Raw genomic sequence first — 15478 nt, forward strand, 5'->3', positions numbered from 1 at the left:
CCCCCCGTACGCCGAGACGCCTTCCGGAGAACTCTGCATGAGCCTGTTCGACAACCAGATCCCGCTGCTGCGCCCCTGGGTGGGTGAGGAGGAGGCGGCCGCCGCGCGGGAGGTGATCCTGTCCGGCTGGCTGTCCCAGGGCCCGGTCGTCGGCGAGTTCGAGCAGGCACTGACGTCGCGGTTCGGCGCGGAGCACGGGGTGGCGACCAACTCGGCCACCTCGGCACTGCACCTCGCGCTGCTCGTCGGCGGCATCGAGCCCGGTGACGAGGTCATCTGCCCGGCCACGACGTGTATGGCCACGGCCAACGCGATCTGTCACGCCGGGGCCGTCCCCGTTTTCGCCGAGATCGACCCGGCCACGTTCAACCTCGACGTCGAGCACGCGGCGGCGCGCATCACCCCGCGGACGCGGGCCATCATGGTGGTGCACCAGATCGGGCTCCCCGCCGCGATCGACCGGTTCGAGGCGCTCGCCGCCCGGCACGACCTGTTGGTCGTGGAGGACGCCGCCACGGCGGTCGGGGCGAGGTTCGACGGCCGGTATCTCGGCGCTCGGGGCAACCCGACCTGCTTCAGCTTCCACCCCCGCAAGATGATCACCACAGGGGAAGGCGGGATGCTGATGACCGCCTCCGCCGATCAGGCCGAACGGGCCCGCTCCCTGCGGGCCACCGGGGCGTCCATCTCCGACCTCACCCGGCACAGCGCCAAGGGGACCCTGCAGCAGGAATACCACGACGCCGGGTACAACTACCGGCTCACCGACATGCAGGCCGCGATCGGACTCGTTCAGCTCGGCAGGCTCGACGAGATGCTCGCCAAGCGCGCGGACCAGGCCGCCTTCTACACCGCCGAGCTCGCCACGACCGCCGAGTTCGAGCCGCCCCACGTGCCGGACCGTACGGTTCCCTGCTGGTCCTCGTACTGCATCCGGGTGCGGCCCGGAGGACGTCGCAGCCGCGACGAGATCGTCGAGTACATGGCTGCGGAGAACGTCTCCACCCGCCGGGGGATCCCGCCGCTGTACAAGGAACCCTATTTCCGCGACCGCGATGCGGGGCTCTCGTTCCCCGTCAGCGAGGAGGTCGAGCAGAACACGATGTTCCTCCCGATCTTCCCCGGCATGACCGGTGAACAGCAGGAACGGGTGGTCACCACGCTGAAGAAGGCCGCAGTTGGCTGACACCAGGAGTCCCGGTCGGCCCGCGGTCGACGTCGTCATCCCGTGCTACCGGTACGGCGCGATGCTGCCCGACGCGGTGCACAGCGTTCTCGCCCAGGACGGCGTCGACGTCCGGATCCTGATCATCGACGACGCCTCCGACGACGACAGCGCGCAGGTCGCGCTGGGTCTGGCCGCGGCCGACGATCGGGTCACCGTCCGCGTCCACGAGAGGAACATGGGCCATGTCCTGACCTACAACGAGGGCATTCTCGGTTGGGCGTCGGCCGAGTACACACTGCTGCTGTCCGCCGACGATGCGATCACCCCGGGGGCGCTGGCCCGGGCGACCGCGCTCATGCAGCAGCACCCCTCCGTCGGGTTCGTCTACGGCCTGACCCATGTCTGGCAGGGCGACACGCTGCCGACGCATCCGGCCCCTGTGGTCGAGCCGCGGTTCGTCGTCCACCCCGGCGCTCGGTGGCTGAGGCGACGGGTCCTCCTCGGGGAGAACTGCGTTCCCACCCCGACGGCGGTCGTGCGCACCTCCGTGCAGCACCGGGTGGGTGGGCACAACGCCGACATCCCGCACACCGCCGACTTCGAGATCTGGATGCGCTTCGCCCTCCAGGCCGACGTCGGCTTCGTGGCCGACCAGCGCCAGGGCTACAGCCGGGTTCACGGGTCGAACATGTCCACGCCGTACGAGACGGCCGACAGCGGTGTGCGGGCCCTGCGAGAGCGGATGGCGGCGATCCTGTCGGTCCTCGGTCAGGCCGGCGACCGGCTGCCCGACGTGGCCGATCTCGAGCGGCGGATGCGGCGTCGCCTGGCGACGGACGCGATCGTGAAGGTCAGCCGCTCCTACGACAAGGGACGCGTCGACGACCGGCTCTGCAAGGAGCTGATCGACTTCGCGACCGAGGCCGCGGGCGATGTCACCGCGCTCCCGGCGTGGCAGTTCCTCCGTCTGCGCCAGCACCTCGGCCCGCGGATCGTCCCCGCCCTGCGCCCGCTCGTGGTCACCGCCGCCGTGCGACGTGTCCGTCAGCGTCTTCGCGACCGCAAGCAGCAGCTCAGCGGGGTGTGAAGGGGGCTCCGTCGCGGAGACAGGATCACCGGCGCCAGTGGGTGCGGTGGTGGAGGTCGGCGACGATGGCGGGGCCCGAACCCGCAGCCAGCGGGGTCAGGTACTGGCGGGACCACGGCCCCACCCGCACGTACCGCATCGACGCGACGGGCGCGAACCCGACCTTGAGCACCGCCTTCGTGGACGGGACGTTGGTGTCGAGGACGTTGGTGACGACCGACCGGACGCCTTGGCGTTCGAGATCGTCGAACAACGCCATCCAGACGCCGCCCGCGAGGCCACGGCCGCGGAAGTCCGGTGCGGTGATGGAGTCCTCGAGCGTGCGGACGGCGGGCGGCAGGTGCAGCCACTCGCCCGCCATGGAGTTGATCGGGGATCGCCCCGCGTAGAGCCAGCAGCAGAATGCCGGCTTCCCGTCGACGAGCAGAACCCACGGCTCACCGCCTGCCGATCGACGATCGCGTGCGACCCCGGCGCTCTGCGACCCGATGGCGTTGAAGAGCTCGAACGTGTCGTCGTCGGCGGCGAGTACGAGATCCCCCTGTGCGGCCGCGACCCGGGGACGGTTCTGGTCGAGCAGCACCTCGAACCAGGTCGAGGTCTCGTCCTGGTGGGCGGCGTCCCGCACCATGTGCGCGGCGGCCCGCGCAGTGCCGAGGATCCCGTGCCTGTCGACCGCTGTGGTGAGGCGACCCATTCCGAACCGGTCCACGACGCCGCTGAGCCTCTCTCGAACCGTGGTCACGCCGACACACTACTTGCTCGCTCGTCCGGTTCGCCGTGAACCTCTCCTCACGTGAAGGTGGCGTCGGCGTCCAGCGCCACCCGCAGCCTTCTGCGATATTCGGCCCGCGGGATGTGATGTGCGCCGAACTGTTTGCTCAGGGATGTCACCATCAGCGTGTCGAGAAGGAGGAACCCACGTTCCTGCAAATGCCCGGTCAACCATGCGAGCGCCACCTTGCCCGCGTTGCTCTCCAGGAAGAACACACTGTCACCGGAGTAGAAGCCGCCTATCGACACCCCGAGTTCGCCACCGACCAACTGTCCGTCACGCCACACCTCGACGCTGTGTGCGTATCCCCGCTCGTGCAGTTCCCGGTACACGTCCTGGACCTCCGGGACCAGCCAGGGATGGCCACGGGTGGCCCGACCCTGCACGGTCGCACAATGGTGCACGACGTCGGAGAACGCCCGGTCGACCGTGATGTCGAACCTGCCCTGCCGAAGGAGTCGGGCAGGGGTCTTGGGGACGTACCGCCGTTCGTCGATCGGGATCACGGCCCGCCTGCGCGGCTCCCACCATACGAGCCGTCCCCACCGGCGGGCCGTGAGATGCCGGCCGGCCTGCAGGTGCTCGATGAGCCCGTCGGCGGTGGGGCCACCCCGGTAGCGCCGTACCGCGGTGATCGCCGGTCGCATGACCGGGTCGGCCAACACCTCGGCACGGCCCATCGTCTGGACCGCGCTGCGTTTCGCGCCTCTCGCGACATCCCAGAGCGCGCCGTCCCGCCGTCGCAGGGCCGCGGGTCGCGACACCGCCGCATCCGTCGGGGTGCCTCGCGGCGCAGCAGACTGTTTCGTGCTGGTCACACGCGGTTCACCGGCGACGGCGGGCCCGGTCCGACGTCGATCCTCGACCGGTCGGGGACTCACTCCGCGGCCCCGACGAAGGGGCCGGTCATCTCGACCTCCGATTCAGTGGAACGCGACATCGGCGGACAGAGCCTCCTGTAGTAGAACCTGATAGTCGTCGCGGGACACCGTGTAGGCGCCGAAGGGACGCGTGGCGCCGGAGGTGACCCGGGTGTCGTACAACAGGAAGCCACGCGACCGCAGCCGGTCCAGCAGGTGCGCGAACGCGACCTTGCCGGCGTTGGGCTCGAGGTAGAACGTGCTGTCCGCAGCGTAGAGACCGTTGATGCCGAGACCGAACTCCCCGCCCACCAACCGACCGTCCCGCCATGCTTCGGTGCTGTGCGCGAAACCCAGCTCGTGCAGGCGCAGGTAGACCTCCTGCGCGTCGGGGGTCAGCCACGAGTCGTCGGCATTCTCGCGGTCGTGCACGCTGGCGCACTGGCGCAGCACCGCAGCGAAGGCCGTGTCGTAGCGGATGTCGAAGTCCCCGCGTCGCACGAGTCGGGCGACACTGCGCGGAATATGCATGCGCTCATCGATCGGAACGAGCGCCCGCTGCCGGGGAGCGATCCACTGCGACCCACCCCACCGATTCACGTACAGAAAGCGACCGGCCCGGTACTGCTGCAGAAAGTACTCGGGAGTGGAGTACCGGGTGTGTCGACGAACCATTGACAAGGCCGGACGTGCCATGGGTCGGACCACTGCGGCGGACCGGTCCCGGGCAGGTCGCAACAAGCCCTTCAACGTCACCAAACCGGACACACCCGTCAGGCTACATCGCCGCCATTTCCGGTCGTAGCGGACCCCGAGCAGACGGATCGGACAACGACGACGTATCGCGGGGCCCGACATTTCGCGCGGAACGTTCCCGCCGTTCGGCCACCGACACGCCGCCCATCAGGGTCGGCGCGCGTCGCGTTCCGATCGCACGGGCTCGTGCACCGGACGCGACAGCTCGACGGCACCCGACCGCTGCTCGTCCGCGGGATCCGGCTGCGGCCGGTCGGACGGGGACCCCGGCGAACGGTCGCGGCTCGGAGAGGGGGCCCGGCGCGGACCCGGCTGCGGTAGCGCTGTCGATCCATTGCCCCCGACGGATCCGGGGCCGGAAGGGGGCGGCGGGTACTGCTGGGGCTGCCGACCGGGGGGAGCGGGACGTGGACGGCCCGGCCGGGGGGCCGGGCCGGGGGCCGGCGGCGTCTCGCCGGCACCCGGCGGGCGAGGCGGTGGGCCCGCACCCGGACCGGGCCGGGGCACGAGTGGGCCCGTGCTCCACCCGCGTTCCGTGTGCGGTGACCGGGCGCCCTGTCCGCCGGGCCCGGGATGCCCCGTCCACGGCCCCCTGCCGGGTGGCACCGCCGCCTGCGGCGGTTGTGGGATCGACCGTCCGCGTACCGGCCCGCGGCCGTGTCCCGGATGCGGAACACCCTCGGGCGGACGGGATCCGGCAGCGTTCGGTCGTGGCCCTGCGGAACCGGGCGGCTGCGCACCGGCAGGGGGCCGGGGCTGGACGCGCGGGCCGTGCGCGGGGCGGGGCGGGGCGGGGCGGGGCGGGGCCGGGCGGGGCCGGGCGGGGCCGGGCGGGGCCGGGCGGGGCCGGGCGGGGCGGGGCGGGGCGGGTATGCGCGGCATCACCACGGTGGCGAGCCGCATGGTGTCGTCGATGTCGATCAGCATTCGCAACATCGTCGTCGGCGCGTCGGCAGATCGGTCGTCATCGGCGTCGCCGCTCTGCCCGACTGCAGCGCCACCACGCCTCGACAGGCGGCCACGGACCGCAACGACGGCGGATCCGGCCAACCGCGGGGCGATCGCAGCCAGCACGGCCACGTACACCAGCAGGTAAGCGAGCACCTCGGCCGCGATCAGCAGGACGCCGAGCAACGTGCCGTGCTCGTCGGCCCGCACCACCATCCGGTCCAGCGCGAACACGGCTACCGTCGCGACCCCGGCCGCGACCGTCGGCGGCACGAGGAGCCAGGCCATCCGGCCGAGTGAGAACGGGATGACCTTGCGGACCAGGGCCAGGACCACGATCCCGATGGCCATCTCGGTGGCGGACACGGCCAGGCCCACCCCGAGCAATCCCAACGGCAGGAGCGCCACCAGTAGGCCGATCCCGAGCACCAGGCTCGTACCGGTGGTCCAGTTCAGCAGCGTCGACCGCCCGCTGGCCTTGATGACCTCACTGCCCGCGGCCTGCAGCGCGGTGCCGAGCCCGTAGCCCGACATCGCCATCACCGCCAGGCCCGCCCCCCGCCACTCCTCCCCGAGCAGCACGACGACCGCCGGCTCTCCGACGGCCAGCGTGAGACCCGTGATCGGGACGGCGGCGACCCAGATCCACTGCGACGCGCGCATGAACGCCCGCTCGAACCGCTCCGGCTCACCGGCAAGCCGGGAGAAGGCCGGGAACAGGACGTAGGAACCGATCTGGACGATGGCGAGCGCGGGGAGCATCGACAGACGCTGACCGTAGCGGTACTGGCCGAGGGTGTCGGCCTGCAGGCTCCGGCCCACCAACGTGGTCTCGGCGCCTGAGCGGATGCGGCCGACCAGTCCCTCCACGAGCAGCGGGTAGGCGAAGCGGGCCATCTCGCGCCACAGCCGGTAGGAGGGTCGGCCGATCCCGGGTCGCCATCGGGCCAGCCACCAGGTACCGACCAGCCACACGGCGAGGCCGACGTAGTTGGCGATGACGAGTGCCCAGACGCCGTAACCCGACGCCGCGAGCGCGACCGAGACGACCGCATAGGCGATGACCCGACTGGGCTCGATGATGAGCCGGCGCTTGAAGTTGAACCGCCGCTGCATCAGACCGTCGGGCACGTTGGTCAGGGCGTGCATCACCAGGGTGCCCGACGTGACCGCCGCGATCACTCCGGCGACATCGTCCTCGAAGAGGTCGCCGACCAGCGGGGAGATCAGCAGCGAACCGATGGCGAGCAGGACACCCGTGGCCGCGGTGGCCCAGAACACCGTGTCGGCGGCGTCCTCGACGTCGTTCTCCCGCTGCACGAGCGCTCCCCGCAGGCCACCCTCGGAGATCCCGACGAGAAAGCCCGACAGCACCGTGCCCGCGGCGAACAGCCCGATCTCCTCGGGGCTCAGCAGGCGGGCCAGCACCAGGGTCTGCGCGAACGACACCACCTGGACGATGACGAGGGTGACGGCCGAGACCGTGGCCCCGCGGCGGACCGTGGTGGACAGGGCCGTGATGTCCGGGGCGCTCGTCGCCTTCCGGGTCTCGACCTCATGGGAACGACGTCGGCTCACCGGCTCGAACCTGAGCCACGGCCCGGGCGAGCCGGGCGGCGGACGTCCACGACGACGCACCCGTTCCGTCCGATGGTCAACGCCGTGTCCTCACCTTGGGGTAGATCGCAACGTTCACAGCGTAACCGCGCCGCACCGGACGGGCGTCGACGCGGAGCGATCGCGGGGGCCGGTCACCTCTCGCGATCCACGACCCCGCGGTAGAGGCGGTCGATACCGCGTGCCGTGACATCGGACGAGAAGTGCTCCTCGACCCGACGGCGGCCGGCGGCACCGGTCCCGGCCCGGTCCGAGGGATTGCGCAGCAGCTTCTCCAGTGCGTCGGCGAGGCGCTCGGGGTCCTGCGGCGGCACGACGAACCCGGTGGCACCGTCCTGGACGGCCCGGCCGATGTCGCCGACGTCGGTGGCGACGACCGGCAGGCCGCTCGCCATGGCCTCCAACACCGACAGCGGCATGGCCTCCCACCAGGAGGGGAGGCAGAAGACCTCCGCCTCGGCGTAGGCGGCCGCCATGTCGGCCGGATCGCGCGTGCCGAGGAGATGGGTCCACGCCGGGAGCCCGTCGCGCACCGCGGCCTCGGCCTCCGGACCCTCGTCGGGGGTGCCGCCGAGCAGGTGCAGCTCGTGGTCGACGCCCCGCTCCCGCAGGATCCTCGACGCGGTGGCCAGGTCGAGCACGCCCTTGCGCGGGGTGAGCAGGCCCACGTAGAGGATGCGGGGCGGCCTGCGGCCGGGGTCGCGCTCCGGTACCTCGCCGAGCGGCACCCCGTTGTCGACGAGGCACACCTTGCCCGCGGGGAGCACCGTGCGCAGCGCCTGCTCGCCCGCCGTCCACACCGCGACGACGCGGTGGGCGGGGAGCATCGCCGCGCGCATGAGCACCCGGTTGACGCGGCCGGTGAGCCAGGTCGCGATGTTGCCACCGTGCGCGTGCACGACCACGGCGGAGCCCCGGGCCCGCGCCGCCCAGGCCAGCAGCGCGGCGCGCAGGACGGTGACCGTCGGCGCGAGGGCCGAATGGATGTGGACGACGTCGTGGTCGCCCGCGCGGCGCCACACGGCCGCCGCGTCGGCGAACGTGCGGCGCAGGTTGCCCGCCGTCAGGCGGCCGCCCTCGGGGACCCCGGCGTGGGCGACGTTGAGCAGCGTCACCTCGTGGATGTCGGCCAGCGCACCGCCCCGCAGCATCTCCAGGAACGTCGGGATGCCGCCGCGGTCGGGGGCGGCCTTGCCCACCAGCAGGACGCGGAGCCGGCGCGGGACGGCGCGGGGGGCGGCCACGGGGGCGGTCATCGTCGCTTCCGCGCGGGACGCAGGCGGTCGGCGACGGCGGCGCCGACGCCGGCCCAGAAGCCGATCCCCCACCCGAGGTGCATCGCCAGGAACGCCGGGGCGACGTAGGACCGCTCCCCGGGGGCGAGCGGGCGGGCGGTCCGGACGGTCGCGGCCGCGACGGCCGCCGCGTAGGGCGCCACCATCGCCGCGGCGACGCCGGGACGGCGGACGGCGACCGTCGCCGCCCCGGCCAGGTAGGCGACGAAGGCGGGCACCAGCACGTGCCGCGGGCGCATCGACCGGGGGTGCTTGACGGCGACCGCGACCTTGCCGCGGCCGTAGCGCCGGTACTGACGGAAGAGGTCGGGCACGGTCTGGCGGGAGTGCCACCGGATCGCGACCGCGGGGTCGAACAGCAGGCGGTGCCCGGCCAGCCGCAGCCGGTGGTCGAACTCGAAGTCCTCGTTGGCCACGAGCCCCTCGTCCCAGCCGCCGAGCTCGCGGATCAGCGCCGTCGGGTAGGCGCCGAACGGGATGTGGTCGACCTCCTGGCGCTCCTCGCCGTGGTGGTACACCGAGCCGCCGACGCCGAACGGGCTGCCGAGCGCGGCCGCGATGGCCCGGCCGGCCGGGGTGACCCCGTGCCCGTCCTTGCGCCCGCCGACGCCGCCCCAGCCGCCCTCGCGCAGCAGGCCGACGACGGCCCCGACGTAGCCGGGGTCGACCGTCGAGTGCGAGTCGACCCGCACGAGCCAGCGCCCGCGGGCCTCGGCGAGCGCGATGTTGAGGGAGTGCGGGATGCCCCCGACCGGGTTGCCGAGCAGTTCCACCCGCGGGTCGAGCTTCGCCCGCGCGACGACGCGGTCGGCGGTGTCGTCCACCGTCGCGTCGTCCACGACGACGACGACCTGCAGGTTCCCGTACTCCTGCGCCTGGACCGAGGCCAGGCACGCGTCGATGAACGCGGACTCGTCACGGGCGGGGATGATGACGGTGACCAGGTCGTCGAGCGCCCTGTCGGCCGTCCTGCTCGGGCTCTCACCGGCGTGCGTCACGAACACCACCTCGAAATGTCACTGTGCGGAGTGCAGGGGCCGACTTTACCGGTGCACCCGGTCACCCTCCGTTCCCACCCCGGACGCCGGGCGCGGGCGGCGGGGTGCGGTCCGTCGGCGCCGGACCCCACCCGTTCAGCCCCGTCGTGGCGCGGCCACCTACAGTGAGTGAAGATCATCTGTACGGTGCGCGACCGCATTTCACCCGAGGGTGGTTCTGATCACCCGTTCGAGGGATGTGAGAGGCGACGCAACATCCTCGGCCCTGAAACGTCTTTAGACCGAGAGGCGATAGGCGTCGCAAGTGCCCGGGCATGTCTCCAGGGGGGTCCGGGCAGTTGAAGGAGGAAGTCTTGACCGAAGTGATCGACTCATCGAGGCGGACCACCGGTCGGGCCCGACCGGCCCGACCGGTCCGTCCGGGCCGGAACGGTCGTGCACGTTCGACGTTCCGCGCGGTGGTCGCCACCGCCGATCTCGTCGCCGTCGTGCTCGGCACCGCCGTGGGGGCGGCGACCGTGGGGCCCGTGGCCGCACTGACCGTGGGGATCACCACCATCGTGTCGATCCTGGTCTCCCGCCGGCACGCCTGGCGGTTCGCGCCCTCGGTGCTCACCGACCTGCCGAGCACCGCACTGATCGTCGCCATCCCGACCGGGCTGTCCGCGGCCGTCCTCGCGCCGCTCCTGCACGTCGCGCCGCACGCCGCCATCGTCACCGGGCTGGTCACGCTCGCGCTGCTCGTCGTCGCGCGCTCCACCGTCTTCGCCGCCGTCCGGCGCCGCCGCAACGACGGCCGCGACCAGCTGCGCGCGCTCGTCGTCGGCTGCGACGACACCGGCGTCCGGCTCGGCCAGACGTTCACCCACCAGCTCAACTACGGCGTCCACGTCGTGGGGTACGTCGACGACGACCGCCCGCTGCTCGCCGACCTCGGCGCCAAGCTGGGCTCCGTCGAGGCCCTGCCGCAGCTGGTGCGCGAGCACGACGTCGACCTCGTCCTGGTCGGCTTCGGCGCCCACAGCGACGACAAGGTCGTCGACGCGATCCGTGACCTCGGCGCGTCGCCCGTCGAGGTCTACGTCGTGCCGCGGATGTACGAGCTGCACCAGATGCACCACCACAACCAGGCCAGCGAGCTGATCGACGGGATCCCGCTGGCCCGCCTGCGCCGCCCGGCCTACCGCACCGCGTCGTGGCGCCTCAAGCGCGTCATCGACGTCGTGGTGTCGGGGGTGGCCCTGCTGGTCGCGGCCCCCGCGCTCGCCGTCATCGCCGTCGCGGTCCGCCGCGAGACCGGCCCCGGCATCATCTTCAAGCAGGAGCGCATCGGGCTGAACGGCGAGCCGTTCACCCTGTTCAAGTTCCGCTCGCTGCAGCTCGCCGCCGGCGAGGGCGACGTCCGCTGGAGCATCGACACCGACACCCGGCTCGGCCCGGTCGGCAAGTTCATCCGGGCGAGCAGCCTCGACGAGCTCCCGCAGCTGGTGAACGTGCTCAAGGGCGACATGAGCCTGGTCGGCCCGCGCCCCGAGCGCCCCTACTTCGTCGAGCGGTTCAACGAGACGATCCCGGGCTACCGCTACCGCCACCGCGTCCCCGTGGGCCTCACCGGCTACGCCGCGGTGCACGGCCTGCGCGGCGACACCTCGATCCACCAGCGCGCGCACTTCGACAACCTCTACGCCGAGTCGTGGTCGCTGTGGCTGGACCTCAAGATCGCCGCCTGGACGGTGCGCCAGCTCATCCCGCGCCGCTCCCCCGAGGCGAACCTGCCCGTGCCGGCGCCGCCCACCATGGACGACATCGAGCAGCTCGACTCCGAGACCGTGCAGCTGCCCTACATCGCGCCGCGCACCCGGGTCGACGACACCACCGGCGGTAGCGAGCGCACCGTCATCATCCGCCGCAGCGCCTGAGGCGCTCGGCGGGGTCAGGCGACCCATGCGAGTACTGCAGATCATCGACCAGTTCCCGTTCGGCGGGGCGGAGCGCTTGCTCGCCACGCTGAACGGGGTGGCCCCGCAGGCGGGGCTGGACATGACCGTGGCCAGCCTCGCCCCCTACACCGTCGAGAAGACCGCCAGCCTGCCGCTGCTGCAGGCGGCGGGGCTGGCGCCGACGTTCATCGGCGTCCGCAAGCTCCTGGACCCCACCGCGATGCCCAAGCTGGTGTCGGCCATCCGCGGGTCGGGCTGCGACGTCGTGCACGCCCACCTCGGCACCTCCGCCACGCTGGTCCCGCTGGCCGCGCGGCTGGCCGGCGTCCCGTGCTTCAGCACGCTGCACCACCTCCCGCGGCGCGAGCCGGAGCTGCGCAGGCTGGTCAAGTCCCGGCTGTGCATCCGGTCCGCCGAGCGGGGGGCCGGGCTGATCTTCGTCTCGCAGGCCGCCCACGACGCCGCCGCGCGGGTCCACGGGCCCGCCCGGAGCTCCTGGACGGTCCTGCACAACGGCGTCGACCTCTCCGCGTTCGCCCCCGTCGACGACCGCGGGCCCGCCGTGCTGCCGCCCGACCTCGGGGTGCCCGACGGCGTGCCGGTCGTCTCCGTGGTCGCGGCGCTGCGCGCGCCGAAGGGCCACGAGGTCGCGCTGCGCGCGTGGGACGAGGTCCGCCGCCGCGTCCCCGGCGCCGTCCTGCTGATCGTGGGCGACGGCGAGCACCGCGCAGCCCTGGAGGCCGCCGCCGGTGACGGGGTCGTGTTCGCCGGGTCCCGCGAGGACGTCCCCACGATCCTGCGGGCCTCCGCGCTGGCGCTGCTGCCGTCGCTGACCGAGGCCTTGCCGACGGCGGTCATCGAGGCCGCGGCCGCCGGGATCGCGACGGTCGCGACCACCGTGGGGGGCACCCCGGAGATCGTCGACGACGGCCGCACCGGGCTGCTCGTCGCGCCCGGCGACCCCGTCGCCCTCGGTGACGCCGTGGTCGAGCTGCTCCTCGATCCCGAGCGCCGTGCCCGGTACGGATCGGCGGCACGTAGACTGGCCGCCGACCGGTTCGACCTCCGCCGGTGGGCCCAGCGCCTGGCGGCGATGTACGAGGGCGCGATCGACGCCCGCCCCGACCGAGACCGGGTGCCACGAGCCCCGGATCAGAAGGAGTCGACGTGAACGAGCAGCGGCTGACCCGCCGACAGCTCCTGTGGATCGCCCTGACCGGTCTCGCGACCGGCCTGGTCGCGCTGGCCGTCACCTCCTACCTCGTCGGGTCGGCCGAGCCGCTCTACCGCGCGCAGGCCCAGGTGGCGCTCGTCCCGGCGCCCACCGTCCCGGCCGAGGAGGTGCCCTCCTACTGGGAGGCACTCGGGGGCGGGCAGGCCGCCAGCATCGCCGCGCAGGTCCTGCAGCAGCCGCAGTGGGCCGAGCAGGCCGCGCAGACCGCGGGTGTCGCGCCGGCCGACCTCACGGTCACCGCGGGCGTCGTCGACGCCACGAGTCTCATCGACGTCACCGCCGAGACCACCAGCCCCGAGGCCGCCGAGTCGGCCCTCGACGCGCTGATCACCGCGGCCACACCCACGGTGCAGCGGGTGTCCGGCCCCTACGCGCTGGACTTCGTGCAGTCGGCCGTCGGCTCCGCCCAGCCGGCCGGCGTGTCGGCCACCCAGCTGCTGATCGTCGTGTTCGCGGGCGGGCTGCTCATCGGCTCCGGCATCGCGCTGCTGGTCACCCGCGCCCGCCGCCGTCCCGAGGACTCCGCGCCCGCGCTGGCCGACGACGACTGGTCCGCCATCCCGGAGCGGGTCGACTACGGCTCGGTGCGTGGCCCGGTGGACGACCCGGTCACGAGCCGGTACCCGTCCGCACGGTGACCTCGACCGCCGCCCGGCCCTCGGTCGGGAGCCCCGCCGGTCCGCACCCCACCGAGGACGCCGCGCCGCCGACCTTCGTCGAGCGGCTCCTCAAGCCGGCCCGCCCGCTGCGGCTCACCCCGACCCAGGCGGGCGCACTCGCCGCCGGTATCGGCGTCTTCACGCTGTTCGTCGGGATCGTGCTCGGCCCGTCGGTGGCCCTGCTGTTCCTCGCCGCGCTGGTCGGCTCCGCGGTCGCCGTCGTCGCGCTCGTCGTGCCGTGGGTGGCGCTCGGGCTGATGGTGATGCTCGAGTTCGCCAACGTCAGCGGCGTGTTCGAGCAGCGCTCCCCGGTCAGCATCTACACCGCCACGCTGGCCCTGGGCATCCTGTCCGCGGGCATCGCGCTGGCCCGGCCGCAGTACCGAGCCAGGATCCGGACGCGCTGGTGGCTGCCGGTCGCGCTGTACGTCGTCTATTTGGTCTCCCAGGTGCCGGCCACCGTCCTCAGCGTGGCCCCCGAGGCGAGCGCCAACTCGCTGGACAACTCGCTCAAGGACGGCCTGTTCCTCGCCGTACTGCTGCTGCTGATGCAGCTCGCGAACCGGCCGTGGATGGTCGGGGCCGCGATCGTGCTCGCCATGGCCCCGATCGCCGGTCTCACCGCGATCAACCAGTACGTCCTCGACAACAGCAGCACCTTCGGCGGCTTCTCGAACATCGCGTCGTCGGCCGGCAGCTCGATCGCCGCCGCCCGGCACGCCGGGCCGCTGCCCGACTCCAACTTCTGGGGCCGGTTCCTGGTACTGGGCCTGCCATTCGCCCTCGCGCTGGTGCACCGGGCCGGCCAGGCCGGCCACCGGCTGGCGCAGAGCCTGTGGATCGTGGCCGCGGCCCTGGTCGGGGCCGGGGTGTACCTCACCCAGTCCCGCGGCACGTTCCTCGCCGCCGGGGCCGCGGTGCTGGTCTGGACCATCGCCAGCGGTCCCTCGGTGCGCCGGTTCGCGCTGTACCTCACGCCCGTGGCGGCGTTCGGGCTGCTCGTGCCCGGCATCGGCGACCGCCTGCTCACCATCACCGAGACGGTGTCGGTCCCCGACTACGCCGCCGACGCCTCGATCGTCGAACGGGGCAACGTCCTCGACGCCGCCATCGCCGTCTTCCGGGGCAACCCGCTGACGGGCACCGGGCCCGACACCTTCGCCTCGGTCATCACCGAGTACTCGGCCCGGGCCGGCACCGGACCCACCGGCAGTATCACCGCCACCCACAACCTGTACCTGGAGATCGCCGCCGGTTCCGGTGTCGTGGGGCTGGCGGGCTGGGCCGTGTTCTGGGGCGGAACCCTCGTACTCGGCGTCTCCGCGGTGCTGCGGCTCGCCGGTGGCCGGCAAGACGGCCGCCACGGCGTCCCCTCCCGTGCGCTCGCCGCGGCCGGGATCGCGGCGCTGGTCGGCTGGGGCACCTCGAGCATCTTCCTGCACCAGTCCTACTCCCGGACCCTGCTCGTCGTCTGCGCGTTCGTCGGCTGGATCTACAGCACCTCGCGCAGCGAGGCGTCGCTGCGCCGACCCGCGGCGTCCGACGCCACCGCGTACGCCGCGGTCGGCCTCCGGTTCGGGATGGTCGCCACCGCGCTCACTGCGGTGTCAGCCTCCGTCGTCGCGTTCGCGCTGTACTCGGTGATGGAGCGGCCGACCTACGTCGCCACGGCCGAGATGACGCTCGCCGCCACCCCGGCGACCTACCAGGGCTACGCCCTCGACGTCCGCCGGCGCGTGATCATGCTCCCCACATTCTCCGCGGTGATCGAGGGCGGGCTCGACCAGCCGGGCACGACCGTCACCGGCGACCCGAACCGCGGCACGATGACCGTCCGGTCGGTGGCGGCCGACCCGGTGGCCGCGCTCGCCGAGCGCGACGCCGCGGTGGCCGCCGCCGACGGGATCATCGAGCGGGCGGGCATGGGGGCGGCCTACGACGTCATCCCGGTCGCCGCCGAGCCCGTCGACGAGGAGCGCCCGCTCACCAGCGGGACGCTGCGGGTGATCGCGCTGGCCACCCTCCTGCAGGTCGTCCTGTTCGCCGTGGGGTGCTCGCGGTGGCGGGCCCGCGGCCGCCGCCCCGGCGACCGTTTCGCGTAGTTCGTTCACGGATGCGCCCGCGGACGGGCGCGCGCCCAC

General features: G+C 72.9%; 12 protein-coding genes. 6 read left to right on the top strand and 6 right to left on the bottom strand.

Going from position 1 to position 15478, the window contains the following annotated elements; genetic code table 11:
- Positions 1-37 precede the first annotated feature (37 nt).
- Complete coding sequence (locus PHY01_RS07060) at positions 38-1186, top strand: DegT/DnrJ/EryC1/StrS family aminotransferase (RefSeq protein ID WP_141277724.1); 1149 nt, start codon at positions 38-40, stop codon at positions 1184-1186.
- Complete coding sequence (locus PHY01_RS07065; protein WP_246085750.1) at positions 1179-2255, top strand: glycosyltransferase family 2 protein; 1077 nt, start codon at positions 1179-1181, stop codon at positions 2253-2255. Before PHY01_RS07060 ends, PHY01_RS07065 begins: the two co-directional genes overlap by 8 nt.
- A gap of 25 nt (positions 2256-2280) precedes the next feature.
- Here the strand turns inward: PHY01_RS07065 and PHY01_RS07070 are convergent, their stop codons facing one another.
- From PHY01_RS07070 to PHY01_RS07095, 6 genes are all read right to left on the bottom strand, one after another.
- Entirely contained in the window at positions 2281-3000 is a 720-nt protein-coding gene (locus PHY01_RS07070; RefSeq protein ID WP_141277725.1) for a GNAT family N-acetyltransferase, read from the bottom strand.
- Positions 3001-3047: 47 nt separating this feature from the next.
- Complete coding sequence (gene aat, locus PHY01_RS07075; protein ID WP_141277726.1) at positions 3048-3848, bottom strand: leucyl/phenylalanyl-tRNA--protein transferase; 801 nt, start codon at positions 3846-3848, stop codon at positions 3048-3050.
- 105 nt (positions 3849-3953) lie between these two features.
- Complete coding sequence (aat, locus tag PHY01_RS07080; protein WP_170183680.1) at positions 3954-4658, bottom strand: leucyl/phenylalanyl-tRNA--protein transferase; 705 nt, start codon at positions 4656-4658, stop codon at positions 3954-3956.
- Positions 4659-4793: 135 nt separating this feature from the next.
- On the bottom strand, positions 4794-7172 hold the full coding sequence (locus PHY01_RS07085) for a lipopolysaccharide biosynthesis protein (protein ID WP_170183681.1): 2379 nt from the start codon (positions 7170-7172) through the stop codon (positions 4794-4796).
- Positions 7173-7345: 173 nt separating this feature from the next.
- Entirely contained in the window at positions 7346-8467 is a 1122-nt protein-coding gene (locus PHY01_RS07090; RefSeq protein WP_141277729.1) for a glycosyltransferase family 4 protein, read from the bottom strand.
- Positions 8464-9504: a glycosyltransferase gene (locus PHY01_RS07095; RefSeq protein WP_170183682.1), complete on the bottom strand. Its 1041-nt coding sequence runs from the start codon at positions 9502-9504 to the stop codon at positions 8464-8466. Before PHY01_RS07095 ends, PHY01_RS07090 begins: the two co-directional genes overlap by 4 nt.
- A 458-nt stretch (positions 9505-9962) precedes the next feature.
- On the opposite strand from PHY01_RS07095, the gene PHY01_RS07100 reads away from it, so the two are divergent.
- From PHY01_RS07100 to PHY01_RS07115, 4 genes are read left to right on the top strand one after another with little or no spacing between them, the layout of a single operon-like run.
- On the top strand, positions 9963-11423 hold the full coding sequence (locus PHY01_RS07100) for a sugar transferase (protein WP_176600838.1): 1461 nt from the start codon (positions 9963-9965) through the stop codon (positions 11421-11423).
- Positions 11424-11448: 25 nt separating this feature from the next.
- Positions 11449-12615 carry a glycosyltransferase gene (locus tag PHY01_RS07105; RefSeq protein WP_141277732.1) on the top strand — a complete coding sequence of 389 codons (1167 nt, stop codon included), beginning with the start codon at positions 11449-11451 and terminating at the stop codon, positions 12613-12615.
- Positions 12612-13316, top strand: a complete 705-nt coding sequence (locus tag PHY01_RS07110; RefSeq protein WP_141277733.1) for a YveK family protein — start codon at positions 12612-12614, stop codon at positions 13314-13316. Before PHY01_RS07105 ends, PHY01_RS07110 begins: the two co-directional genes overlap by 4 nt.
- Positions 13313-15439, top strand: a complete 2127-nt coding sequence (locus PHY01_RS07115; protein WP_141277734.1) for an O-antigen ligase family protein — start codon at positions 13313-13315, stop codon at positions 15437-15439. The genes PHY01_RS07110 and PHY01_RS07115 overlap by 4 nt, the downstream gene beginning before the upstream one ends.
- Positions 15440-15478 lie beyond the last annotated feature (39 nt).

Source organism: Pseudonocardia hydrocarbonoxydans (assembly GCF_006539565.1).
GTDB lineage: Bacteria > Actinomycetota > Actinomycetes > Mycobacteriales > Pseudonocardiaceae > Pseudonocardia > Pseudonocardia hydrocarbonoxydans.